We start from the raw sequence: 23,552 nt of genomic DNA, 5'->3' as shown, positions 1-23,552 counted from the left end.
AAAAGTAGGTGCCGCCCCGCACAGGGGCGACGCGTGAAGCACGCTAACGAATCGCGGATGCCAGTGCAAAACACACGCAAACCACCAAAGCGTCGCAGACAAACCAAAACCCAAAACCCAAAAACCAAAAAGCCGATACTCAAATCGAGCACCGGCCAGGCAAAAAGCAAAAACTGGGAATCCACAAGGGGAGAACCCCCTTCAAAAAACCTCACATTCCAAAGGCTGGAACCCGCCCATCGGGCCCATAAAGCGCGCCCCGCTCGGGCCCAACCGCCACATTCAGCGCGGCGAGCGCCCGCCGGTTGTACTCCATGCGAGTCCGAATCAAAGCACCATTAGTGGTATTAAACCGCCGAGCCCGCTCAACAGCCTTCTGCAACAAAGACCACTGCGTCGCAAGACGAGAATCAGCCGCCACAGCCAGCTCCATCCCTTTCCATCCGCCCGGATACCCCAACTCCGCCAGTTGCGTGTCGCGAGCCTTCTCAAGCGTGGAGAGCCGCTCCACCAACTCCATCTTCTTTTCGACGATAGGCGGCAGCGTGTCGATGGGATGCACCGTGGTCAACGCCTTCTCCTCAGCAGCGAGGACAGAAGCGAACAACTCCACAGCAGAATATTCGTCAATGACGGTGGCAAGCAGGGCGTCTTTCATCACAAAGCAACTCGCTAGGCACCGGCCCGCGCAACACGCAAACCGGATTTGTCACAAATACCGCCCGGCACCCGCCGCACCGTCCATCGGTGCGTCCATCAGTTCCCGGACGACTGGCTATTCTTCTGCAACAGATCGCGCGCCGTCGCCAGCACGCCATCGGCGATCTTGCCGGAGTCGATCGTCAACGTGCCGTTTTTGATCGCCGACTTGATCGACTCGACATGCGCCGTATCGATATCCGATGAACCGGCGCTCGCGAGGCTGTGCAAATGCGACGACAGCCCCGACAAATTCACATTGGCGTCGCCCGACGCGCCCGAGGCCGTCGACGTCGCCGTGCCTGCGCCGCCCGTCGTTGCGGCGTCGCTTTGCTGCGTGCGCTGCAGCCCGTCTTTCAACGTCTGCAGGCCTGAATGGGTAGTGGAATCAACTTTCACGATTGGCTTCCTGAACGATTTGAATGAATTAACGGCATCCATCCCTCGAACTTTAGGTCAACCGATCCGACACGTTTTTCAAGTTGTAACTGCTGGTAACACCCGTCAGAGCTGGATCACGACGGTTCCGCCGTCCTTCACGATGCCCTGGATGATCTGCCCATTCGCCGTCTTCACCCGCACCGACTGGCCCGGCGACGCGTTGTTCATCGCGCTGCCTTCCGCCGAAATCGCAAAATTCGCACCCTGGGCGACCACTTTCACCGACTGCCCGATCGTCACCGAATCCGCGCTCTTCAGCATGTCCCGGCGCAGCGGCAGCCCCGCCGACACACGCATCAGCGACACCGAGCCGACAGCCTGCGCCGGGTCGGTGATCACGGCTTGCGGCAGCAGCGTCAGATCGCCGTCTCGCGCGATGAGATCGGAGGCGGACAGCAGCTCGCCCGGCGCAATCGAGCGCGAGGCGAGAAAGTAGGTCGCGTGAATCGACACCTTGGCCTGCAGGTACAGCGTCCACGGACGCTCGCCCGAGCAGCGCACGCCGACCGTCGTGCGGCCCCAGACGCGCGCGCCCGTCGGCAGGAACGGCTCGAGCGTCGTGCACGCGGCGAGTCCGCGCGGAAACACCGTCGCGACGCTGATGTCGACCTTGCCCGGCAATCCCGCCGACTGCTGTTGCAAATACGCGAGCGCGGCGCGGCGGATCGATTCACCGTCCTGCTGTCCAGCGGGCACGGGCGCAGCCGGTTGCGCGGCGGCCTGGGCCTGAGTCGGTGCGGCGGCAGGCGGCACAACGGCCGCGCCGCGCAGCTGCGCCGCTGCGGCATTGCCGGCGGCCGGATTCACCGCAATCGGCTGAACACCCGCCGTCGGCCGCGCTACGGCCTGGGCCGGCGCGACCACGACGGGCATCACCTGACGCGATGCCGGTTGCAGGCTCACGCGCATCATGCCCGGCGCGCCCGCATTCATATTGGCGGGCGCCGTGGCAACACCTTGCTGCGCTGACGTCTCGCCCGCGCCCGGAATCACGATCGCGCCATCCGCATGCGCGGCTTGCGCGAAACGGTCCGCCTCGTTACGCGGATTCGCGGCGAGCGTTGCAGGCGCAACCATCGGCGCCGGGACGCTGGCGCGCGGCGCAGCGACGGGCGCAGGCGTGTTGATCCGCTCGGCCAGTGCCTGAAGATCGGCGGGATTTTTCTCGCCGGGTCCGGCAATGACGATCGGACCGTTGTTCTCTTGCGCATGCGCAATGGATGCGGCCGCGCAAGCGCTGACCAGCGCCATCGCCGACAGCGTCCGGGCCGCACGCGCGCTCGTACGGCGAGCTTCGCGTGAAGCGGTGACGGGCAAGGGCATGGTCTGACTCCTTCGTTGATGCATAGGTACGAATCGCATTCTAGAGATCGCGCCTCCCGTGCAAACGGTGAATAGAGGCGTCCTTCCCCGGCTATTCGTCCGATTAAGACTTGCGCGCCGCCCGCACAATTCACCACATGCAAAAAGGCCATCCCGGCCAGCGCAGTCGAAACGCTTCTTACCGAACAAGGCGGATCGGCGGTGCGAAACGGGAAGCCTCGGACCGTTCCACGGAGAACCCAATGCTGGACAAACTCGATGCCGAATTTGCCTTTGGCCGCCAGGCGCTCGATGTGCGCGCCTATCGGCAGGAACTGCTGTCGTCGAATATCGCGAACTCCGATACGCCTGGCTACAAGGCGCGCGATGTCGACTTCGCTTCGTCGCTCGCGGGCGCGCTGAAGAAAAGCGGCGGCTCGACGGCGGGCGCCTCGAACAACGCGCCGCTCGCGATGACGCAGCCGGCGGGCGTGTCGCAAGGCATGTCGATGGCCGCGACGGCGCCGGGCCACATGACGGGCAAGGCGCGCCTCATCCCGACGGGCGGCCCGGCCGACGACTTCGGCAAGGTTGCCTACCGCATTCCGTCGCAGCCTTCGCTCGACGGCAATACGGTCGATCTGGACGCCGAGCGCGTGCAGTTCGCCGACAACTCGCTGCACTTCGAGTCCGGCATGACGGTGCTGTCGCAGCAGATCAAGTCGATGCTGTCGGCGATCACGTCGAACGGTTAATGAGATTGCGCCGCCTTCCATATAGAGGGCGGCACGCTGGACCAACGCTAAAAACTAACAACGCTACGGGATTAGACGCCGGCGAGCCGGCAAGAGAGGTCGAAAAGCCATGCCATCCCTGATGAACATTTTCAACGTCGCCGGTTCGGCGATGTCCGCGCAAGCACAACGCCTGAACGTGACTGCGTCGAACCTCGCGAACGCCGACAGTACGACGGGTCCCGACGGCAAGCCGTACAAGGCGAAGCAGGTCGTGTTCGCCGTCAACCCGATCGGCGGCGCGCGCACGGGCTCGGGCCAGCAGGTCGGCGGCGTGCAGGTGACGGGCGTCATCGACGACCCGACGCCGATGAAAACGTCCTACGACCCGGGCAACCCGGCCGCTGACGCAAACGGTTACGTCCAGATGCCGAACGTCGACCCGGTGCAGGAAATGGTCAACATGATTTCGGCCTCGCGCTCTTATCAGGCCAACGTCGAAACGCTCAACACCGCGAAACAGCTGATGCTGAAGACGCTCACGATCGGAACCTGAGGAGAGTTTCCTTGACTACGCAATCCACAATCGGCAACAACGGCGCGACTGTTTCGCAGACGTTGCTCGACACGATGAACGGCACGGGCAGTGCATCGTCGTCGAGCTCGTCGTCCAGCGCGACGTCGGGCACCGACCTGCAGAACACGTTCTTGCAGCTGCTCATCGCGCAAATGAAGAACCAGGACCCGACCAACCCGATGGACAGCTCGCAGATGACCTCGCAGCTGGCTCAGATCAATACGGTGACGGGTATCGCGCAGCTGAACACGTCGCTGACTTCGCTCGCCACGCAACTGACGACGAACCAGCAGACCCAGGCCGCGAGCCTGATCAGCTCGACGGTGCTCGCCCCGGGCGACGGCTTCTCGGTGGCATCGGGCAAGGCGACGGGCTTCGGCGTCACGCTCGCGAACGACGCGACTGACGTGCAGGTCACGGTCAAGAACTCGGCCGGCCAGATCGTCAACACGATCGACCTCGGCAAGCAGTCGGCAGGCACGATTCCTATCGGCTGGACGCCCGTCGACACGGCTGGCAACGCGCTCCCCGATGGCAACTACACGTTCACCGCAAGCGGCACGACGGCGAACGGCACGACCAGCCCGGCCACGTTGTCGGCGGCCACGGTGCAGGGCGTGATCAAGCAGACGGACGGCACGCCGGGCCTCGTCCTCTCGAACGGCAAGACGGTCGGCCTGACGTCGATCGCCGCCATCATCTAAACGCATTCAGCATTAGCAGATACGGAGACCGTCATGGGTTACCAACAAGGATTGAGCGGACTGGCAGGCGCATCGAGCGACCTCGACGTCATCGGCAACAACATTGCCAACGCGAACACCGTCGGCTTCAAGCAAGGTGCGGCGCAGTTCGCGGACATGTACGCGAACTCGGTCGCCACGGCCGTCAACAACCAGATCGGTATCGGCACGCGGATGTCGCAAGTCGAGCAGAACTTCTCGCAAGGCACGATCACGAACGACGACATCGCGCTGCACGTCGCCATCAATGGCAACGGCTTCTTCCAGATGTCGAACAACGGCTCGGTGACGTACTCGCGCAACGGCGTGTTCCAGCTCGACAAGAACGGCTACATCGTCAACGCCGACGGCCTGAAGCTGATGGGCTACGCGGCGAACGCGAACGGTGTCGTCAACACGGCGGGCACGGTGCCGCTGCAGGTGCCGACGGCCAATATTCCGCCGACGGCCACCAAGGCCATCACGGCCGGCCTGAACCTGAACGCGCAGGACAAACTCGCGCTGGGCACGCCTACCGCGGCGTTCGCCGCAACCAACACGGGCACCCTGACGAACAACGGCGTGTCGATCACGGACGGCACACAGGGCACGAACGCCAACACCTACACGGTCAGCTTCACCAGCCCGACGGCGTACACGGTGACGGGCAGCGACGGTTCGAGCGTGACGGGCACGTACTCCGCCAACTCGCCGATCAAGCTCGGCAACGGCGAAACGATCACGCTGGCCGGCACGCCGGCCACGGGCGACTCGGTAACGGTCACGCCGACGCCGCTGGTGTTCGACCCGAACAACAGCGCGACGTACACCTATTCGACGTCGGTGCCCGTCTATGACTCGCTGGGCGGCAAACAGCAGGTCGACATGTACTTCGTGAAGACCGCGGCTGGTTCGTGGGACGTGTATGCAGGCAAGGACGGCAGCGTCCCGACCACCAAGATCGGCACCGCGAAGTTCGACACGTCGGGCAACCTGGTCAGCACGCTCGACGCGGCGGGCAACCCGACCTCGACGCTGTTCGCGTTCAACTTCTCGATCCCGAACTCGGACGGCTCGGCGACGCCGCAAGGTCTGACGCTGAACATCGCCGGCACGACGCAGTTCGGCAGCAAGGACGGCGTCAACTCGCTGACGCAAGACGGTTTCGCGGCGGGTCAGTTGACGAGCTTCTCGGTCGGCGCCGACGGCATCATCACGGGCAACTACTCGAACAACCAGACAGCGGCGCTCGGCCAGGTCGCACTCGCGACGTTCGCGAACCAGAACGGCCTGATCAACCTCGGCAACAACGAATTTCAGGCAACGGCTGCTTCTGGCGTCGCAGTGATCGCAGCGCCCGGCTCGACGAACCACGGCGTGCTGCAAGGCGGCGCGACGGAAAACTCGAACGTCGACCTGACGAGCGAACTGGTGAACCTGATCACCGCGCAACGCGATTACCAGGCGAACGCGCAGACGATCAAGACCCAGCAGGCCGTCGACCAGACGCTGATCAACCTGTAATAGCTGACGCACCGACACCATCATGGACCGGCTCATATACACCGCGATGTCGGGCGCTTCCCAGGCGCTCGAACAGCAGGCCGTGGTCGCGAACAACCTCGCGAACACCTCGACCACGGGCTTCAAGGCCCAGCTCGCGACGTTCCGCGCCGTGCCGATGGCGTTCGGCGACGGCAGCACGATTCAGAACGACACCACGCGCACTTTCGTGCTGTCGTCGACGCCCAGCGCGGACTACACGCCGGGCCCGATCCAGCAGACGGGCAATCCGCTCGACGTCGCGATCCAGGGTCCGGGCTGGCTGTCCGTGCTGACGCCCGACGGCCAGGAAGCGTACACGCGCGCGGGCAACCTGCACGTCGATGCAAACGGCCAGCTCGTCACGGCCAGCAACATGCAGGTGGTGGGCGGCGGCGGTCCGATTGCCGTGCCGCCCGGTGCGGAAGTGACGATCGGCAACGACGGCACGATCTCGGCGCTGATGCCGGGCGATCCCGCCACGACGATTGCACTCGTCGATCAGCTGAAGCTGGTGAATCCCGCGCCCGGCAGCCTCACGCACGGCGACGATGGCCTCTATCACACGACTGACGGCAATCCCGCCGACGCCGATCCCGCCGTCAAGGTCGCGGCAGGCGCACTCGAAGGCAGCAACGTGAATCCCGTCGCGGCGATGGTCTCGATGATCACCAACGCCCGCCAGTTCCAGATGCAGACCAAGATGATCGAGTCCGCCGACCAGAACGAGCAGTCGGCCAACAAGTTGCTGAGCTTCAGCTAATCCCGACGCAGATTTAACGGAACGCACCACGCTGCGTTCAGGAGAAAGTAAGTGAACCGCTCACTCTATATCGCCGCCACGGGCATGAATGCGCAGCAGGCGCAGATGGACACGATTTCGAACAACCTCGCGAACGTCAGCACGAATGGCTTCAAGGGCTCGCGCGCAGTGTTCGAAGATCTGCTGTATCAGACGATCCGCCAGCCGGGCGCGAACTCGACGCAGCAGACCGAGTTGCCGTCGGGCATCCAGCTCGGCACGGGCGTGCAGCAGGTCGCCACCGAGCGTCTGTACACGCAGGGCAACCTGCAGCAGACGGGCAACTCGAAGGACGTCGCGATCAACGGCCAGGGCTTCTTCCAGGTGCAGATGCCGGACGGCACGACCGCGTACACGCGCGACGGCTCGTTCCAGACCAACGCACAGGGCCAGCTCGTCACGTCGAGCGGCTATCAGGTGCTGCCCGCGATCACGATTCCGCAGAACGCGACGTCGCTCACGATCGGCAGCGACGGCGTGGTGTCGGTGACGACGGCGGGTTCGACGGCGACGACGCAGATCGGCTCGCTGCAGGTCGCCACGTTCATCAACCCGACCGGTCTCGACGCGAAGGGCGAAAACCTGTTCCAGGAAACGACCTCGTCGGGCACGCCTAACGTCGCGACGCCGGGTCTGAACGGCGCTGGCACGCTGAATCAGGGCTATGTCGAAGCATCGAACGTCAACGTCGTGCAGGAGCTGGTGAACATGATCCAGACCCAGCGCGCGTACGAAATCAACAGCAAGGCCGTGACGACGTCCGACCAGATGCTGCAGACGCTCAGCCAGATGCCGGTTTAAGCAGGCTGATAGTCAGGCTGAAAGTCGGAAACACTTAGGCGGTAACCAAGATGTCGCACTTCATTCGAACCCAGATTCCTCTGCGCAGCGCGCGGGCAGTGTCGATGCTCGCTGGCGCTGGCGTGCTCGCAGCCGCACTCGGCGGCTGCGCGCTCGTGCCGAGGGAGCCGATCACCCAGCAACCGATGACGGCCGTGCCGCCGCCGCCGCCGTCGCTGCAAACGCCCGGCTCGATCTACAACCCGGGTTACGCTGGCCGGCCGCTGTTCGAAGACCAGCGTCCGCGCAATGTCGGCGACATCCTGACCATCGTCATCTCCGAAAACATCAACGCGACGAAGTCGTCGGGTGCGAACACGAACCGCAACGGCGAGACCAAGTTCGGCGTGCCGACGGCGGGCTTTCTGGGCGGTCTGTTCGGCAAGGTGAACCTCGACGCGACGGGTGCCAACACGTTCAAGGCGACGGGCGGCGCCAATGCGTCGAACACGTTCAGCGGCGTGATCACCGTCACGGTGATCGGCGTGCAGCCGAACGGCAATCTGCTCGTGAGTGGCGAAAAGCAGATGCTGATCAACCAGGGCAACGAGTTCGTGCGTTTCTCGGGCGTCGTCAATCCGAACACCATCAGCAGCCTGAACGCGGTTTACTCGACCCAGGTTGCGGACGCCAAGATTGAATACTCGGCCAAGGGCTATATCAACGAATCCCAGGACATGAGCTGGCTGCAACGCTTCTTCCTCAACGTCGCGCCGTTCTGATCATGCGTACCTTCTCTTTCCTCCGCCTGACGTCCGTTTCCGGTTTCGCCGCGCGCGCGTTCGCCGTGGTCGCGCTCGCGTGTGCCGCGCTGCCCGTCACGACGCACGTCGCGCATGCGGAACGCCTGAAGGACCTCGTGCAGATCCAGGGCGTGCGCGACAACCCGCTGATCGGCTATGGCCTCGTCGTCGGTCTCGACGGCACGGGCGACCAGACCACGCAGACGCCTTTCACGACGCAGACGCTCGCGAACATGCTCGCGAACCTCGGCATCTCGATCAACAGCCAGCAGGCGGGTTCGAGTTCCAGCAACAATTCGCTGTCCAGCATGCAGTTGAAGAACGTCGCCGCCGTGATGGTGACGGCGTCGCTGCCCGCGTTCGCGCGGCCCGGCGAAGCGATCGACGTGACGGTTTCGTCTCTCGGCAATGCGAAGAGCCTGCGTGGCGGCACGCTGCTGCTCACGCCGCTCAAAGGCGCGGACGGCCAGGTGTATGCGCTCGCGCAGGGCAACATGGCCGTCGGCGGCGCGGGTGCGAGCGCGAACGGCAGCAAGGTGCAGGTCAACCAGCTTGCGGCGGGCCGGATCACGGGCGGTGCAATCGTCGAGCGCGCTGTGCCGACCACGATTTCGCAGGCGGGCACGATGCAGCTCGACCTGAACGACATGGACTACGACACGACGCAGCGCATCACGTCGGCGATCAACAACGCGTTCGGCTTCGGCACGGCGGTCGCGCTCGACGGCCGCACGATCCAGCTGCGCGCACCGACCGATCCGGCACAGCAGGTGCAGTTCATGGCGCAGTTGCAAAATCTCGACGTGAGGCCCGGGCAGGCCGCCGCGAAGGTGATTCTGAACGCGCGCACCGGCTCGATCGTGATGAACCAGATGGTGACGCTGCAGACTTGCGCCGTCGCGCACGGCAATCTGTCCGTCGTCGTCAACACGCAACCGGTGGTGAGCCAGCCGGGCGCGTTCTCGAATGGTCAGACGGTCGTTGCGCAGCAGTCGCAGATCGCGCTGAAGCAGGACAACGGCGCGCTCAAGATGGTGAGCGCGGGCGCGAATCTCGCGGACGTCGTGAAGGCGCTCAACGCGCTCGGCGCAACGCCCGCGGATCTGATGTCGATTCTCCAGGCCATGAAGGCAGCGGGTGCGCTGCGAGCCGATCTCGAGATCATCTAAGGAACAACAAGAATGAACTCCGACACGACGCGCAACGCCGCGAATGACCTGACCAATCGCTTCGCCCTCGACACGCAAGGCTTCGATGCGATGCGCGCGCAGGCTGCGGCGAATCCGCGTGAAGCGATGAAGTCGGCGGCCAAGCAGTTCGACGCCGTTTTCACGCAGATGATGCTGAAGAGCATGCGCGACGCGACGCCGTCCGACGGTCCGTTCGATTCGCACGACACGGCGACTTTCACGTCGATGATGGACCAGCAGCTTTCGCAGCAGATGTCGTCGAAGGGCATTGGTGTTGCCGACGCGATGCTCAAGCAGTTGATGCGCAACTCCGGCATGTCCGCCGACGACGTGAGCGCGGGCAACAACGTTGCGCTGAATGCGCTGGCGAAGGCGTACGCGAACCCGGCGAACAACGGCGCGCTGAAGATGGGCCGCGGCTACTCGGCGAACAGCGCGTTGACGCCGGCCGTGCGTGGTGACGGCTCGTCGGACAAGGTGGATGCATTCGTCGACAAGCTGGCCGCGCCGGCGCAGGCCGCGAGCGCCGCGACGGGCATTCCGGCGCGCTTCATCATCGGCCAGGCCGCGCTCGAATCGGGCTGGGGCAAGCGTGAGATCCGCAAGTCGGACGGCACGACGAGTCACAACATCTTCGGCATCAAGGCCACGGACGACTGGAACGGCAAGACCGTCGCGACGGTCACGACCGAGTACATCAATGGCCGCCCGCAGCGCGTGGTCGAGAAGTTCCGCGCGTACGATTCGTACGAGGAAGCGATGACCGACTACGCGAGCTTCCTGAAGTCGAACCCGCGTTATGCGCAGGTGATCAATTCGTCGCGCGACGTGAACGGCTTCGCGCAGGGCATGCAGCGCGCCGGTTACGCGACCGATCCGCACTACGCGAAGAAGCTGATCTCGATCATGCAGAAGATGGTGTGACGCACGCGAACGCGGCGCTTGCCGCGTTCGATCTGGTCACTCATCGGCGTTACACATTGCTTCAACGGCATCACGCCGGCGACGCGGCCATGTCGTAACATCAGACGGACGGAGCCGCCGCCACGGCGGTGGCTCGAGCCGCATTGCCTCCCGTTATTGTCTTATGTCACTTTCGGAGCGCGAGCATAAATCGCGTATCCTGTCTTCGTTGCGGTGTCAAACGTTTGCGGAAAATATTTCGTAAAACCGGTCTAAACTTTGGGCCGACGATGCCGCTAAACAGTCAGACCCGATACCGGAATGGTGAGAAGAATTCCGGACCCACGCGTGTTTCGCGACGTATGCAGGCCGTGCCGGGCCCCGGCCGGCGGTGCTTTCGCGACGTGCCCGCAAGAACGAAGAGAAATTGGCAAGGCCATGAATACCACCCAGTCGAATGGTGACAACCGCGAGATGGAAGGCGTCGACTTCGGCCGCCGCAATCCGCTTGAGATCGGTGTGCAACTGCGCAATCTGCTCAATCGCGGCGATTTTCTGACCGTGCAGTACAAGGGCGGCCAGCTCGTGACGAAGATCCTCGAAGTGGACGTGCGAGAGCGCACCTTCACGTTTGACTGGGGCGCGCTTGCCGAGCAGAACCGTGGGCTGCTGACTTCGCCCGAAGGTCATTTCCACGCGACGCCGGACGGTGTGCGTGTGCACTTCGTCACGCAGACGCCGCGCGAAACGACATTCGAAGGGCGGCCTTCGTTCGAGGCCAATTTTCCTGAGGTTTTGTATTACGTGCAGCGGCGGGAGTATTTCCGCGTCGATGCGCCGTTGCTTGATCCTTATATTTGCCGTGGGCGCTTGCCGGATGGGGAGGGGTTCCGGTTCGAAGTGCAGGATCTGTCGCTTGGTGGCATGGCCATGCGGACGAGTGATGAGCGTGTGTCGACGCTCGAGCATGGGGTTCAGTTGCTGGATACGGAAGTGATACTTGGGTCGCTTGGGACGTTGCAGCTCGATCTTGAGTTGATGTCGAATCGGGCTGTGGATTTGCCTAACGGCACGCAGCGTTACACCCTCGGGTTTCGGTTCTTGTCCCTGCCGGGGAATGCTGAGAATACGCTTCAGCGGTTGATTACTCAGCTTGAGATGAAGCGGCGCTCTTTGGCGCGCGCGTAAGCTATTTTGGGTTGTCTGCGACGCTGGGTGGTTTGCTTGTTTTGACGCTGGCATCCGCGTTTCGTTAGCGTGCTTCACGCGTCGCCCCTGTGCGGGGCGGCACCTACTTTTCTTTGCCGCCGCAAAGAAAAGTAGGCAAAAGAAAGCGGCTCACACCGCCAACATTTCTCCCCGCCTGAGGGACCCCAAAGGTTCCTACGCTTCACACGGCGACCACGTGACCCACGTCCGTTGCCAACGCTCTGAATGAGCGCCTCACCCGCTTCACGCACCCGCGTTGCAGCATGCCGCGCCGGATATTCCGCCGTTGCCCAGGTGGCAAACTGTGTGTAGGCCGTAGTACTGCACACGCCTCACTCCGAACCGATAGCGCACGCGCACCACCCTGTAAGAGCGCTAGGCTATACGGCGCGACAACCTACACACAGTTTGCCACCTGGGCGGCACATACCATTCGCTGCCGCTAGCTCTTATGCGGGTGTTTGAAGTGGGTGAGGCGCTCATTCGAAGCGCTGGCAACGGACGCGAACAGAAATGCTGCCGTGTGAAGCGTAAGACCCGTTGGGGCCCTCACGCAAGAAGAAATGTTGGCGGTGTGAGCCGCTTTCTTTTGCCTACTTTTCTTTGCGGCGGCAAAGAAAAGTAGGTGCCGCCCCGCACAGGGGCGACGCTTGAAGCGAGCTAACGAACCGCGGATGCCAGCGAAAACGCAAACCCACAGGGGCAACGCGTGAAGCACGCTAACGAAACGCGGACGCCAGCGCAAAGGCCAGAGCGACCAAACCACCCGCGCCACGAAGGCAAAACGCGTAACCCATCGCAACGGCCAAAAACCCAAACCGCATGCGCAGCAACCACCGCCTCGCCGAGGCAAAACCCAAACCCCAACGTCGAAGACAAAACCAAACCCCGTCCAGCGCTCCGCGCAACAAAACCTCGTGCGCTTCGCGCAAAAAAACCATTCCCGCCCTCAATCTTCCCGCCGGGAGGCCGATATACAAATTGTTCGGTCAACCTGGCGGTGCCACACACACCGCCCCTTACGCCGTCTTTCAGGATGACGCATGTCCAGTAACCTTTTTAGCATCGGCCTTAGTGGACTCAACGCAGCCCAATGGGGGCTGACGACTACGGGTCAGAACATCTCCAATCAGGCGACGCCCGGCTACTCCGTCGAGCGTCCCGTCTATTCGGAATCGAGCGGACAGTACACGGGCTCCGGCTATCTCGGCAGCGGCGTGTCGACCACGACCATCCAGCGCCAGTACAGCCAGTACCTCACGACCGAGCTGAATAACGCGCAGTCGCAGTCCGGTTCGCTCAACACGTACTACAACCTGATCGCGCAGCTCAACAATATGGTCGGCAGTCCGACCTCGGGCATTTCGAGCGCGATCACGTCGTACTTCACCGGCATGCAGAACGTCGCGAACGATGCGTCGAATCCCGCGATGCGCCAAAGCGCCATCAGCAACGCGCAATCGTTGGCGGACCAGATCAACGCAGCAGGCGATCAGTACGACCAGCTGCGCACCAGCGTCAACACGCAGATCGGCGACACGGTCAAGCAGATCAACACGTACAGCGCGCAAATCGCGCAACTGAATGCGCAGATCCAGTCGCTGAGCTCACAAGGCCAGCCGCCCAACCAGCTGCTCGATCAGCGCGACCTCGCCGTGTCGAACCTGTCGCAACTCGTCGGCGTGCAGGTCGTGCAAGGCGATAGCGGCTACAGCGTATTCATGGGCAACGGCCAGCCACTCGTCGTCGCCGACAAGAGCTTCAATCTCACAACCGTCACATCGCCGTCGGACCCGACGGAAACGGCCGTTGCCTACGCAGGTCTTGCGGGCCAGGCCGGAACGACGACGCCGCAAATCCTGCCCGACAGTGTCCAGCTGGGAGGGCAGATCGGTGGGCTGATGACGTTCCGCAGTCAGACCCTCGATCCCGCCGAAGCGCAACTCGGCGCGATCGCGACGAGTTTCGCCGCGCAGGTCAACGCGCAGAACTCGCTCGGTATCGACCTGAACGGCAACCAGGGCGGCGCGCTGTTCACCGTCGGCAATCCGACCATCTTCGCGAACCTGAAGAACACGGGCGGCGCGACGCTGGGTGCCTCGCTGTCCAATCCGTCACAGCCCGTATCGGGCAACTACACGCTGTCGTACGACGGCTCGAACTACACGCTGACCAATCGCGATACGGGCCAGGTCGTCGGCCAGGCGGCCAACCTCACTAGCCCGATCGGCGGCATGCAGTTCTCGCTGACGGGCACGATGAACGCCGGCGATTCGTTCACCGTCGAGCCGACGCGCGGCGCGCTGAACGGCTTCGGGCTGACGACGAGCGACGGTGCGGCCATCGCGGCTTCGTCGCCCGTTCTGGTGTCGAAGGGCACGTCGAATACGGGCACGTCGTCGGTGACGCAGGGCACGGTGTCGGCGGGCTACACGTTGCCGAGCACAACCACCACGCTCACGTACGACTCGGCGACGGGGTCGATCTCCGGCTTCCCGGTCGGCTCGACCGTGACCATCAACAGCACGCCGCCGACCTCGTACAACATCACGGCGGCGACGCCCAACGTGCCGTACAACCCGGCCATGGGCGCGTCGATGACGATCACGGGCAGCACGATCAACAACGTGTCGCTGCAGATCACGGGCACGCCCGCGAACGGCGACACCTTCACGATCTCGCCGAACCCGGCGGGCGGCAAGGACGGCCGCAACGCGCAGGCGATCTCGAATCTGGTGACGACGAAGTCGATGGGCAACGGTACGCTCACCCTGACCGACTCGTACGCGAACTACGTGAACGACATCGGCAACCAGACGAACCAGATCCAGGCGTCGAGCAAATCGCAGACGTCGCTCGTGACGCAGATCACGACCGCGCAACAGGCGATCTCCGGCGTGAACATCAACGAGGAAGCGGCGAACCTGCTGCAATACCAGCAGTTGTATCAGGCGAACAGCAAGGTCATCCAGACGGCCCAGACGCTGTTCCAGACGATCCTCGGCATTTTCAATTGAGGCGTTGAACGACTATGCGCATCTCTACTTCGCAATATTTCGGCATGAACGTCCAGACGATGGACGATCAGCAATCCACGCTCGCGTCGCTGTATCAGCAACTGTCGAGCGGCGTGAGCCTCTCGACGCCGTCGGACAACCCGGTCGGCGCGGCGCAGGCCGTGCAGCTCAGCATGCAGGGCGCGACGCTGTCACAGTACGCCGACAACCAGAACACTGCGCTTGCCTCGCTGCAATCCGAGGACGGCTCGCTCTCCAGCATCAACAACGTGCTGACGTCGATCAGCACGCAGCTGGTGCGCGCGGGCGACGGCTCGCTCAACGACGGCGACCGCGGCGCGATCGCGACGCAGCTGCAGGGCTTGCGCAACCAGCTGATGGGTCTTGCGAACGGCACTGACGGCTCGGGTAACTATCTGTACGCCGGCTATCAGGCAGGGACGCCGCCGTTTTCGATCAACGCGAGCGGGGCTGTTCAGTACAACGGCGACAACGGCGTGCAGAACGTGCAGGTGACGGGCACCCGTAACATCGCGATTGGCGATACGGGCCAGGCGGTGTTCCTGAGCATCTCGCCGGCGGGCAGCGCGGCCGTGACGGCGGGTAACTCGGCCAACACGGGCACGGGCACGATCGGCAATGTGTCGGTGAGCAATCCGACCGACCCGACGAACCAACACAAGTTCACGATCAACTTCACGTCCGCGACGACGTACACGATCACCGACGCCACCACGTCGACGACGAGCGCGCCGCAGACCTTCACGACTGGCCAGGCGATTTCGCTGGGCGGCGGCGGCCAGAGCGTGACGATTACCGGCGCGCCCAATGCGGGCGATGCATTCTCGGTGACGCCCTCGGCACAGTCGAACAAGGACGTGTTCGCGAACCTCGACAGCGTGATTGCCGCGCTGCAAACGCCCGTCTCGGGCACGGGCGGCCAGGCGAACCTGACGAACGCGCTGGGCACGGCGATGACGCAGTTGCATAACACGATGAACAACGTGACGTCGATCCAGACGTCGGTCGGTGGTCGCGAGCAGGAGATCGAGGCGCTGCAGACGGTGACGCAGACGAACTCGTTGCAGACCACGAGCAATCTTGCGGATTTGACGCAGACTAATCTGACAGCGGTGATCAGCAAGTACACGATGACCCAATTCTCGCTGCAGGCGGCGCAGCAGGGTTTTTCGATGATTCAGAAGTTGTCGTTGTTTGATTACATCGGGAATTGATTTTTTCGTTGTTCATTTTTGCTTTTGCTTTTGCTTTTGCTTTTGTTTTTTGTAGGTGTGAGACGCCTGGCTCTTTGAATAGGGCTGGGCGTTTTTTTTGTCTTGCGATGTGGGGTGGTTTGCTTGTGTCTACGCTGGCATCCGCGATTCGTTAGCGTGCTTCATGCGTCGCCCCGCACAGGGGCGACGCATGAAGCGAACCACCGCATCGCGGATGCCAGCGTAGACACAAGCGGACCAAACCTGCCGCGCCACGAAGCGAACCGCGAAGGCAACACGCGAATCCCAGCGCAAACCCAAAAACCCCCAATCAACGCTTGCGCAGCAAAAAACAAAAACCCTCACCTCAACCCAGCCGCCACCCGCCCCATCTGCTCAATCCCACTCTCAAACAAGCGAGCAAAGAAGGGCATCATATTAGGCAACATCAACTGAATCAGCAGCAAACCAGTAATAACAGTAACGGGCAACCCAACCTGAAACACCCCAATCTGCGGCGCAGCCCGATTAAGAATCCCAAGCGCAAGATTAGTGATAAGCAGCGCAGTGACAATCGGCAGAGACAGCAGCAGTGCTGCGCTGATCACCGTGCTCCCCCACCCGGCGAGTACTCGCCAACCATTAGCCCCAAGCACATTCGCCGACACAGGCAGCGCCTGAAACGTCTGAACCAATGCAGAAATAACCTGCAAATGCCCATCAAACGCGAGAAAAGTCAAAATCGCGAGCATATTCATGTAGCGCGACATGACATCCGTCGACCCCGCAGCATGCGGATCGAAGAACGTCGCGAACCCGAGCCCCATGCTCATGCCCATGATGTCGCCGGCGGCCTGAATCGCACCAAACACGAGCTGCATCGTAAAACCGAGCGCCGCCCCGATCAAAAACTGATTGACGATGATCCACACGCCCTGCGCGGAGAACACCGTAACCTGCGGCAACGCACCAATAGTCGGCGCAACGATCAGCGTAATGAAACCCGCCAGAGCGATCTTCACGCGAGTCGGCAACGACTTGTCGCCGAACGCGGGCGCCGTCGCCATCAGCGCAAGAATCCGCACGAACGGCCACAGGAACGCGGTCAGCCAGACGTTCAGCTGTTCGTAGGTGACGGAGAACATCGCGCGTCGAAAGAAGGAAAGAGAAGGGCGCTCAGTTGGCGAGCGTCGGAATGCTGGTGAACATGTGGCGCATGTAATCGAGCATCTTCGCGAGCATCCACGGACCAATCAGCACCAGCGTCACGGCAATCGCGAACAGCTTCGGAATGAACGACAGCGTCGCTTCGTTGATCTGCGTCGCGGCCTGAAACAGGCTCACGACGAGACCGACAACGAGCCCCACGAACAGCGGCGGCGCAGCCAGCAGCAACGCGATGTACATCGCTTCGTGCGCGAGCGTGGTGACGGTTTCCGGCGTCATGGCGTGATTCTCCCTGCAGAATTCAGACGAAGCTCTGTGCAAGCGAGCCAATGATCAACTGCCAGCCATCGACCAGCACGAACAGCATCAACTTGAACGGCAGCGAAATGGTCGCGGGCGAAATCATCATCATGCCCATCGACATCAGCACGCTCGCCACCACCATGTCGATGATCACAAACGGAATGAACACGGTGAAGCCGATCTGAAAACCCGTCTTCAGTTCGCTCGTCACGAACGACGGCACCAGCAGCGACAGCGGCACGTCTTCCGGTCCCTGCATCGGCGCAGCGTGCGAGATGCGCGCGAACAAAGCGAGATCGCTCTCGCGGGTCTGCTTCAGCATGAACGCCTTGAAGGGCGCGACACCGCGCTTCACCGCTTCGTCCATCTGGATCGTGCCTTCGGAGAAGGGCTTGTAGCCATCCGTGTAGGCCTTGTCGAGCACGGGCGTCATCACGAACAGCGTGAGAAACAGCGCAAGACCGACCATCACCTGGTTGGGCGGCGTGGTCGGCGTGCCGATCGCCTGACGCAGCAGCGACAACACGATGATGATGCGCGTGAAGCTCGTCATCATCAACACCATCGCGGGCAGGAACGACAGCATCGTGAGCAGCAGCATCGTCTGCACGCTCAGCGAGTACGTCGTGCCGCCGTTCGGGCCCGGGCTCGTGTTGAAGGCGGGCAGACCATTGGCCTGCGCGTGCGACAGCGTCGGCAGCGCGAACAGCAGCGCGGGCACGGCGAGCGGCGCGATCAGCGTGGCGCCCTTCAGGATGCGCTTTTTCATCGAAGCGGGAGCCTGCTTTGAAGCCTGTGAAAGGACGTGGGAAGTCACAGCGCAGCTGCTCTGCGCGTCAGATCGGTCGTACTGCATTACTGTTCTCCGCTCGCGCGTCGCTGGAAACGTTTGGCTGCTTCGTTTTTGAGCGCGTCGCGAAAGCGTTGTCCGAAGGTGCCGCTCAACTGGACCGGGCCGCCGGGACTGGATGCGTCGGGCACTGAAAACGGCGTGCCGGTGGGATGGGTTGCGCCCGACGCCGAGCCGGCGGGCATCGTATGCAACAGGCGCACGTTGCCGGGCGCAGCGCCGAGCACGAGCCATGTGTCGCCGATCTCGACGACGGCCACGCGTTCCTTGCCGCCGAGCGATGTGCCGCCGATCGTCTTCACGATCCCGCCGCGCTGGCCCGGTTGCAGGCCGAAGCGGCGCGCGAGCCATGCGAAGCCGAACACGAGGCCGATCACGACAGCCAGACCTACGATCGTCTGCAACACCGCGCCGACGCCGAGCGACGGCACCGCCGTTCCCGCGCCGACGCTCGAGGCGATCTGCGCGGCATTGTTGACGGCATTCATGTCGGCGGCGTGCGCGAGATTGAAAGCGCTGGCGCAGAACATCAGCCCAGCCGCGACAACCGTCGACATGAAACGGGCGCGGCGCGGCAGCGGCATGCCGCTCCCGTGGGACGCGGCCCGGGTTACTGCGTGTTTCATCGGTTCAGTTTCCGGATACGCTCGGACGGCGTGATGATGTCGGTCAGGCGGATACCGAACTTGTCGTTCACGACCACTACTTCGCCTTGCGCGATCAGGCAGCCGTTGACGAGCACGTCCATCGGCTCGCCCGCCAGGCCGTCCAGCTCGACGACGGAACCCTGCGCGAGTTGCAGCAGGTTGCGAATCGCGATCTTCGTGCGGCCCAGCTCGACCGTCATCTGAACGGGAATGTCCAGAATCATGTCGATGTCGTTGCGCGTCGTGGACGGCTCGACCTTCGACAGCGGCTGGAACACGCCAGCCGTGGTCGCGCTGACCGACGTGTTGTCGTTCTGCTCGGCGAGCGCGCTCGCCCAATCGTCGAGGGCCGCTTCTTCGGCGCCCGAGCCGGGCAACGGATCATTCACCTTCGACTCTTCCGGCATGTCCATATCGGGTGTCGAGTTCAGCTCAGTCATATCCCGCTTCCTTCATCTGTTCCGCTGCGCTGATCATCTTCTGCACGCGCAATGCGTATTGACCATTGAAAATTCCGTAGCCGCATTCCATCACCGGCACGCCGTCGACCTTCGCCGTGATGTGCTCGGGAATGTTGATGGGCAGCACGTCGCCCGCCTTCATGTTGAGAATCTCCTGGAACGTCACGGGGACCTGCGCGAGATCCGCCGTCAGTTCCACTTCGGCTGCCTGCACCTGCTGCGACAGCACGCGCACCCAGCGGCGGTCCACTTCGAGCGCTTCGCCCTGGATCGGCGAGGACAGCACGTCGCGGATCGGCTCGATCATCGAGTACGGCATGCAGATATGCAGCGTGCCGCCCGTCGGGCCGAATTCGATCGAGAACTGCGTGACGATCACAATTTCGTTCGGCGTCGCGACGTTGGCGAACTGCGTGTGCATTTCCGAGCGCACGTATTCGAACTGCATCGGGCGCACGCTCTTCCACGCCGTCGTGTAGTGCTCGAACACGAGGCCCAGCAGCTTGCTGATGATGCGCTGTTCAGTCTGCGTGAAGTCGCGGCCTTCGACGCGCGTATGGAAACGCCCATCGCCGCCGAACAGGTTGTCGACCACGAAGAACACGAGGTTCGGATCGAACACGAACAGCGACGTGCCGCGCAGAGGCTTCACATGGACGAGGTTCAGGTTCGTCGGGATCGGCAGGTTACGCGTGAATTCGCTGTACTTCTGCACTTTCACCGGGCCGACGGAAATTTCCGCCGTGCGCCGCATGAAGTTGAATATGCCGACGCGCAACAGACGCGCGAACCGGTCGTTGATGATTTCGAGGCCGGGCATCCGGCCGCGAACGATGCGTTCCTGCGTCGCAATGTTGTACGGGCGGACGCCGGACCGATCGCCCTGATCGGATTGCGAGTCGGACTCGCCGGTGACGCCCTTGAGGAGGGCATCGACCTCCTCCTGGGACATGAACTCTTCGTGGCCCATTCCTATTCCTCGTACGTCCCTTCAATAGCGCGGTGGAAGATCAAATCAGTCGGCACAAGGCGCGCCGTTACTGGACGACGAATTCGGTGAACAGCACGTCGGAGACGTGCACCGGTGGAGCGTTGGCTTCGGTCGGCTCTTCGATCAGCTTTTCGAGTTCCGTGGCGAGTGCTTTCTTGCCGTCGAGCGTCGCGAGTTCCTCGGGATGCTTGTTCGACAGCGCGAGCAGCACGCGGCTGCGGACTTCGGGCATGTGTTCGGTCAAATGTTCCTGCACCTTCTGGTCGGTCAGCTTCAGCGTCAGACCGATGCGCAGATAGTGCTGCTGGCCGTCGTCGGACTGCAGGTTCACCGTCATCGATTCGAGCGGAAAGAAAATGGGTGCAGGCGCGGGCGCCGGCGCTGCTGCCGTCGCGGCGGCGGGCGCGCGCTTCGACATGAAGAACCAGGTGGCGGCGCCGGCTGCGCCTGCCGCGACCAGTACGATCAGCAGGATCACCAAAATGCGCTTGACGAGGCCCGGAGAGGAGGGCTTCGCGTTGGCTTGCTGGTTTGCGGTCGTGGTTGCCATGGAATTGATTGCCTCAATGCTGTAGGTTGAATTTTCAGGTGTCCGACGCTGCTGCGATGGGTCGAAAAGAAGGGATATTCAGGGTTAGCTCGTGTGTTTGCCTGCCCGGGGGTGGTTTTGTTTTTTGCTGCGCAGGCTTCCTGCGGTTTGCCATTGCGCTGGCATCCGCGTGATGTTTTCGGTTTTCATGCGTTGCCCCTGTGCGGGGCGGCACCTACTTTTCTTTGCTGCTGCAAAGAAAAGTAGGCAAAAGAAAGCAGCTCACACCGAGCCGCTTGACGATTGCTCCAGAGCTTCCAGCGTCCTATTTGCGGAAAACTGTGTGTGGGCCGTCGTGCCGCACACGCGAGCACTCCGGACCTGGTCCGAAGTGCTCGCGCTCAAGGCGAGAAAACCTACACACAGTTAGCCGCAGCTTGGGCCGTTCCTATTCCCTGGCGATGGTCAAGCGGCTCGGTGTGAGCCGCTTTCTTTGGTTACTTTCTTTGCGGCGGCAAAGAAAGTGACTGCCGCCCCGCACAGGGGCAACGCGTGAAAAACGACAACATCACGCGGATGCCAGCGCAACAGCAAACTGCAAACCGCATAACGTCACGCGAACGTGTCCACCAGCCCAACCGTGCGTCGCACAGGCATGCTCACCGTCGTCGCGCCGCTATCCGCGACGTCGATGCCCGCATCGCCACGGCCACTGCTGCGGCCGCCGCGAGTGCCGCCACTCTGCTCCTGGCCCTGCTGGCTGCTCTGGCGGGCAAAGCCGTCGCTGACGCTGGCGCTGCCCAAGCCGATGCCGCCTTGCTCCATCGCTTCGCGCAGTTTCGGCAGCGCGGCTTCGACCGCCTCCCGCACCTGCTGATGCTGCGAAACAAAAAGGGCATGTGCATGGTTATCGGCAACCTGGAGGACGACCTGTAGCGGGCCGAGGTCGCGCGGATTGAGCGTGAGTTCCGCCGTCTGCTGATGCGCGTTGGTGAGGAACACGACCTTCTGGCTGAACGCGTCTTCCCAATCATGCGCGCCGACTTGCGGTGCGATCGCGTTGGCCATCGCGGCCGTTGCCGGGTTGGAACCCTGCGTCGCCGTCGTCGTTGCGCTCGCAGCCGCTGCCGCCGATGCGGCCTGAGTCGCGGCGAGCGCGGCGCTCGTGTCGGTATTCGCGGCGGGCACGGCGCTCGCCTGCTGCGGGACGCTCGCGCTGGCGGCGGCGAGCGTTTCGGCAGGGCTCGGCTGCGCGGCGGCTGCAGCGGCCGGTGCCGTCGCGGCGGCATTCGTACCGTTCGTCGTCGCTTCGCCCTTCATGTTGCGCAAGTCGCCGAGCGTCAGGCCCTTGCCGGCACCTGCGCCAGCGCCAGCGCCGCCGAGGGTCGCTTCGCCCGTGGCCGACGTGCCCGAACCGGCGGCGGACGCGTTCACGCCCGTCGCAGGCGTTGCGCCCTGACCGTTCGCCATTGCGGCGAAGGCGGCCTGCAATGCGTCTTGCGTCGCTTTCGGATCGAGGGATGCGATCTTTTTCGACGGTGTCTGGATCACGGGCGTGGTCGCGTTGCCGACGACCGGGGTCGACGCGGGTGTCGTCGGCTGTGCGTCGGCCGTTGCCGCATTCGCTGCATCGGCCGCGCCGCTCGCCTGTGCCTGAGCTTGCACCGCGGCGGCTGCGGCCGCTGCGGCTGCCGCCGTCTCTGCGGCTGCGGCGCCCTTGGTTGGCGCGCCGTCGTCCGGCTTCGAGGCCGTGTCGGTCTTGTCCTTGCCGGTCGCGCCATTCGTGCCGTCTGCACCGTTGGCGCCGTTCGACGCGTCGCTTTGCTGCGTGGTGTCGCTCTGACTCGCCGACTTGGTACTGTCGGTGTCGTTCGAACTGTCGGCGGCGCTGGTGTTGTTCGAGCTGTTATCGGCGGGCGGCACGTCGTGCACGCTGGAACCATTCGATGCGGACGGCGCCGGCGTCGGCGTGGGTGCCGGTGCAGGAGCCGGCGAGGGCGCGACAATCTGTTTCTGCGCGGCGATGCTTTGCTGCAGCGTCGTCGAGAACGGCAACGTGGCGTGTACGCCGTTCGACGCGCTGCTGCCCGATGTGCCGCTCGTCGAGCCGAGCAGCGAGTTGATCAGTGAAAGAGGCGACATGCTGGATCTCGTGTGGTCGTGTCAGTCCCGTTGCGCGCCGCAGCGCTTCGCGGGGTCAGGCGTCTTCATGCGCCTTCCGCGCGCATCCGGAGAATTCGTGCGCCGAACTCGTCGGCGTCCCGTTGCTCGCGGCGCGCCGCGACTTTTGCTTCGGCGGCGATGCCGCGTGCTTCCAGTACTTCGTAAGAACCAAGCTTCTGCTTGCTGTGCTGCCATTCGGGCTTGGCCGCTTCGACACGCGCCGTCGCCGTGGCCAGCAAGCCGCGCTGCTGTTCGATGGCGGCGTCGAGCGTGTCGATGAATGCCTGAAAGTTGCGCATGTTGCCGGCAGGCATGCCCGCCTTGGCGGTTTCCGTGAAACGGCGGTGATACTCGTCGCGGTATTCGATGAGCGAGTTCAGCTGCGCTTCGACGTCGTTGCGCTCGCGCTGTACGCGACCGAGCTTGCGCGCGGCGGCATCGACGTCGTCCTGCGCGAGGCCAATCAGCGTCTTGATCGGAAAGTGCTTGCTCATTCAGTCTCTCCT

At 63.1% G+C, this 23,552-nt stretch carries 24 protein-coding genes; 12 read left to right on the top strand and 12 right to left on the bottom strand.

Annotated features, from left to right (window positions below; genetic code table 11):
- Positions 1-211: 211 nt before the first annotated feature.
- The 3 genes from H1204_RS16875 to flgA form a co-directional block, all read right to left on the bottom strand.
- Positions 212-658: a flagellar protein FlgN gene (locus H1204_RS16875; RefSeq protein WP_180729179.1), complete on the bottom strand. Its 447-nt coding sequence runs from the start codon at positions 656-658 to the stop codon at positions 212-214.
- Between the two features lie 98 nt (positions 659-756).
- Positions 757-1,098, bottom strand: coding sequence for a flagellar biosynthesis anti-sigma factor FlgM (gene flgM, locus H1204_RS16870; RefSeq protein WP_180729178.1), 342 nt, complete (start codon positions 1,096-1,098; stop codon positions 757-759).
- A 105-nt stretch (positions 1,099-1,203) separates the two neighbouring features.
- The gene (gene flgA / locus H1204_RS16865) at positions 1,204-2,463 is read right to left on the bottom strand and encodes a flagellar basal body P-ring formation chaperone FlgA (RefSeq protein WP_180729177.1); all 1,260 of its coding nucleotides are present in this window, start codon (positions 2,461-2,463) and stop codon (positions 1,204-1,206) included.
- Positions 2,464-2,705: 242 nt separating this feature from the next.
- Between flgA and H1204_RS16860 the strand changes: the two genes are divergently transcribed.
- The 12 genes from H1204_RS16860 to flgL all read left to right on the top strand — a co-directional run bounded on the left by H1204_RS16860 (position 2,706) and on the right by flgL (position 15,956).
- Positions 2,706-3,197 carry a flagellar basal body rod protein FlgB gene (locus H1204_RS16860; protein ID WP_180729176.1) on the top strand — a complete coding sequence of 164 codons (492 nt, stop codon included), beginning with the start codon at positions 2,706-2,708 and terminating at the stop codon, positions 3,195-3,197.
- Between the two features lie 109 nt (positions 3,198-3,306).
- Positions 3,307-3,732, top strand: coding sequence for a flagellar basal body rod protein FlgC (gene flgC / locus H1204_RS16855; RefSeq protein ID WP_180720954.1), 426 nt, complete (start codon positions 3,307-3,309; stop codon positions 3,730-3,732).
- Positions 3,733-3,743: 11 nt separating this feature from the next.
- Entirely contained in the window at positions 3,744-4,457 is a 714-nt protein-coding gene (locus H1204_RS16850; RefSeq protein WP_180729175.1) for a flagellar hook assembly protein FlgD, read from the top strand.
- 33 nt (positions 4,458-4,490) lie between these two features.
- Positions 4,491-5,999 (top strand): flagellar hook protein FlgE, encoded by a 1,509-nt coding sequence (locus tag H1204_RS16845; RefSeq protein WP_180729174.1) that lies wholly within the window; start codon positions 4,491-4,493, stop codon positions 5,997-5,999.
- 22 nt (positions 6,000-6,021) lie between these two features.
- Positions 6,022-6,780, top strand: a complete 759-nt coding sequence (flgF, locus tag H1204_RS16840) for a flagellar basal-body rod protein FlgF (RefSeq protein WP_079483731.1) — start codon at positions 6,022-6,024, stop codon at positions 6,778-6,780.
- A 51-nt stretch (positions 6,781-6,831) separates the two neighbouring features.
- Positions 6,832-7,620, top strand: a complete 789-nt coding sequence (gene flgG, locus H1204_RS16835) for a flagellar basal-body rod protein FlgG (protein ID WP_042316739.1) — start codon at positions 6,832-6,834, stop codon at positions 7,618-7,620.
- A 50-nt stretch (positions 7,621-7,670) separates the two neighbouring features.
- On the top strand, positions 7,671-8,381 hold the full coding sequence (flgH, locus tag H1204_RS16830) for a flagellar basal body L-ring protein FlgH (protein ID WP_180729173.1): 711 nt from the start codon (positions 7,671-7,673) through the stop codon (positions 8,379-8,381).
- Positions 8,382-8,383: 2 nt separating this feature from the next.
- Complete coding sequence (locus tag H1204_RS16825) at positions 8,384-9,571, top strand: flagellar basal body P-ring protein FlgI (RefSeq protein WP_243468525.1); 1,188 nt, start codon at positions 8,384-8,386, stop codon at positions 9,569-9,571.
- Between the two features lie 12 nt (positions 9,572-9,583).
- Entirely contained in the window at positions 9,584-10,516 is a 933-nt protein-coding gene (flgJ, locus tag H1204_RS16820; protein ID WP_180729172.1) for a flagellar assembly peptidoglycan hydrolase FlgJ, read from the top strand.
- 417 nt (positions 10,517-10,933) lie between these two features.
- On the top strand, positions 10,934-11,683 hold the full coding sequence (locus tag H1204_RS16815; RefSeq protein ID WP_180729171.1) for a flagellar brake protein: 750 nt from the start codon (positions 10,934-10,936) through the stop codon (positions 11,681-11,683).
- Between the two features lie 1,064 nt (positions 11,684-12,747).
- On the top strand, positions 12,748-14,721 hold the full coding sequence (gene flgK / locus H1204_RS16810) for a flagellar hook-associated protein FlgK (protein WP_180729170.1): 1,974 nt from the start codon (positions 12,748-12,750) through the stop codon (positions 14,719-14,721).
- Between the two features lie 14 nt (positions 14,722-14,735).
- Positions 14,736-15,956, top strand: a complete 1,221-nt coding sequence (flgL, locus tag H1204_RS16805) for a flagellar hook-associated protein FlgL (RefSeq protein WP_180729169.1) — start codon at positions 14,736-14,738, stop codon at positions 15,954-15,956.
- A 341-nt stretch (positions 15,957-16,297) separates the two neighbouring features.
- Here flgL and fliR read toward each other — a convergent pair whose 3' ends face one another.
- The 9 genes from fliR to fliJ form a co-directional block, all read right to left on the bottom strand.
- The gene (gene fliR, locus H1204_RS16800) at positions 16,298-17,080 is read right to left on the bottom strand and encodes a flagellar biosynthetic protein FliR (protein ID WP_180729168.1); all 783 of its coding nucleotides are present in this window, start codon (positions 17,078-17,080) and stop codon (positions 16,298-16,300) included.
- A gap of 31 nt (positions 17,081-17,111) precedes the next feature.
- On the bottom strand, positions 17,112-17,381 hold the full coding sequence (fliQ, locus tag H1204_RS16795; protein WP_035991503.1) for a flagellar biosynthesis protein FliQ: 270 nt from the start codon (positions 17,379-17,381) through the stop codon (positions 17,112-17,114).
- 22 nt (positions 17,382-17,403) lie between these two features.
- Positions 17,404-18,174 carry a flagellar type III secretion system pore protein FliP gene (fliP, locus tag H1204_RS16790; RefSeq protein WP_243468524.1) on the bottom strand — a complete coding sequence of 257 codons (771 nt, stop codon included), beginning with the start codon at positions 18,172-18,174 and terminating at the stop codon, positions 17,404-17,406.
- An 86-nt stretch (positions 18,175-18,260) separates the two neighbouring features.
- Positions 18,261-18,812, bottom strand: a complete 552-nt coding sequence (gene fliO / locus H1204_RS16785) for a flagellar biosynthetic protein FliO (RefSeq protein WP_243468640.1) — start codon at positions 18,810-18,812, stop codon at positions 18,261-18,263.
- 65 nt (positions 18,813-18,877) lie between these two features.
- Positions 18,878-19,342 (bottom strand): flagellar motor switch protein FliN, encoded by a 465-nt coding sequence (gene fliN, locus H1204_RS16780; protein WP_035991507.1) that lies wholly within the window; start codon positions 19,340-19,342, stop codon positions 18,878-18,880.
- Positions 19,335-20,333, bottom strand: a complete 999-nt coding sequence (gene fliM / locus H1204_RS16775; RefSeq protein ID WP_180729165.1) for a flagellar motor switch protein FliM — start codon at positions 20,331-20,333, stop codon at positions 19,335-19,337. Before fliM ends, fliN begins: the two co-directional genes overlap by 8 nt.
- Positions 20,334-20,400: 67 nt before the next feature.
- Complete coding sequence (fliL, locus tag H1204_RS16770) at positions 20,401-20,904, bottom strand: flagellar basal body-associated protein FliL (protein WP_180729164.1); 504 nt, start codon at positions 20,902-20,904, stop codon at positions 20,401-20,403.
- A gap of 591 nt (positions 20,905-21,495) precedes the next feature.
- On the bottom strand, positions 21,496-23,025 hold the full coding sequence (locus H1204_RS16765; RefSeq protein WP_180729163.1) for a flagellar hook-length control protein FliK: 1,530 nt from the start codon (positions 23,023-23,025) through the stop codon (positions 21,496-21,498).
- A 65-nt stretch (positions 23,026-23,090) separates the two neighbouring features.
- Complete coding sequence (gene fliJ / locus H1204_RS16760) at positions 23,091-23,540, bottom strand: flagellar export protein FliJ (protein ID WP_180729162.1); 450 nt, start codon at positions 23,538-23,540, stop codon at positions 23,091-23,093.
- Positions 23,541-23,552: the final 12 nt, after the last annotated feature.

It is taken from the genome of Paraburkholderia sp. PGU19 (genome assembly GCF_013426915.1).
Classification (GTDB): Bacteria; Pseudomonadota; Gammaproteobacteria; order Burkholderiales; family Burkholderiaceae; genus Paraburkholderia.
This window is presented reverse-complemented; position numbering and strand designations above follow the sequence as displayed.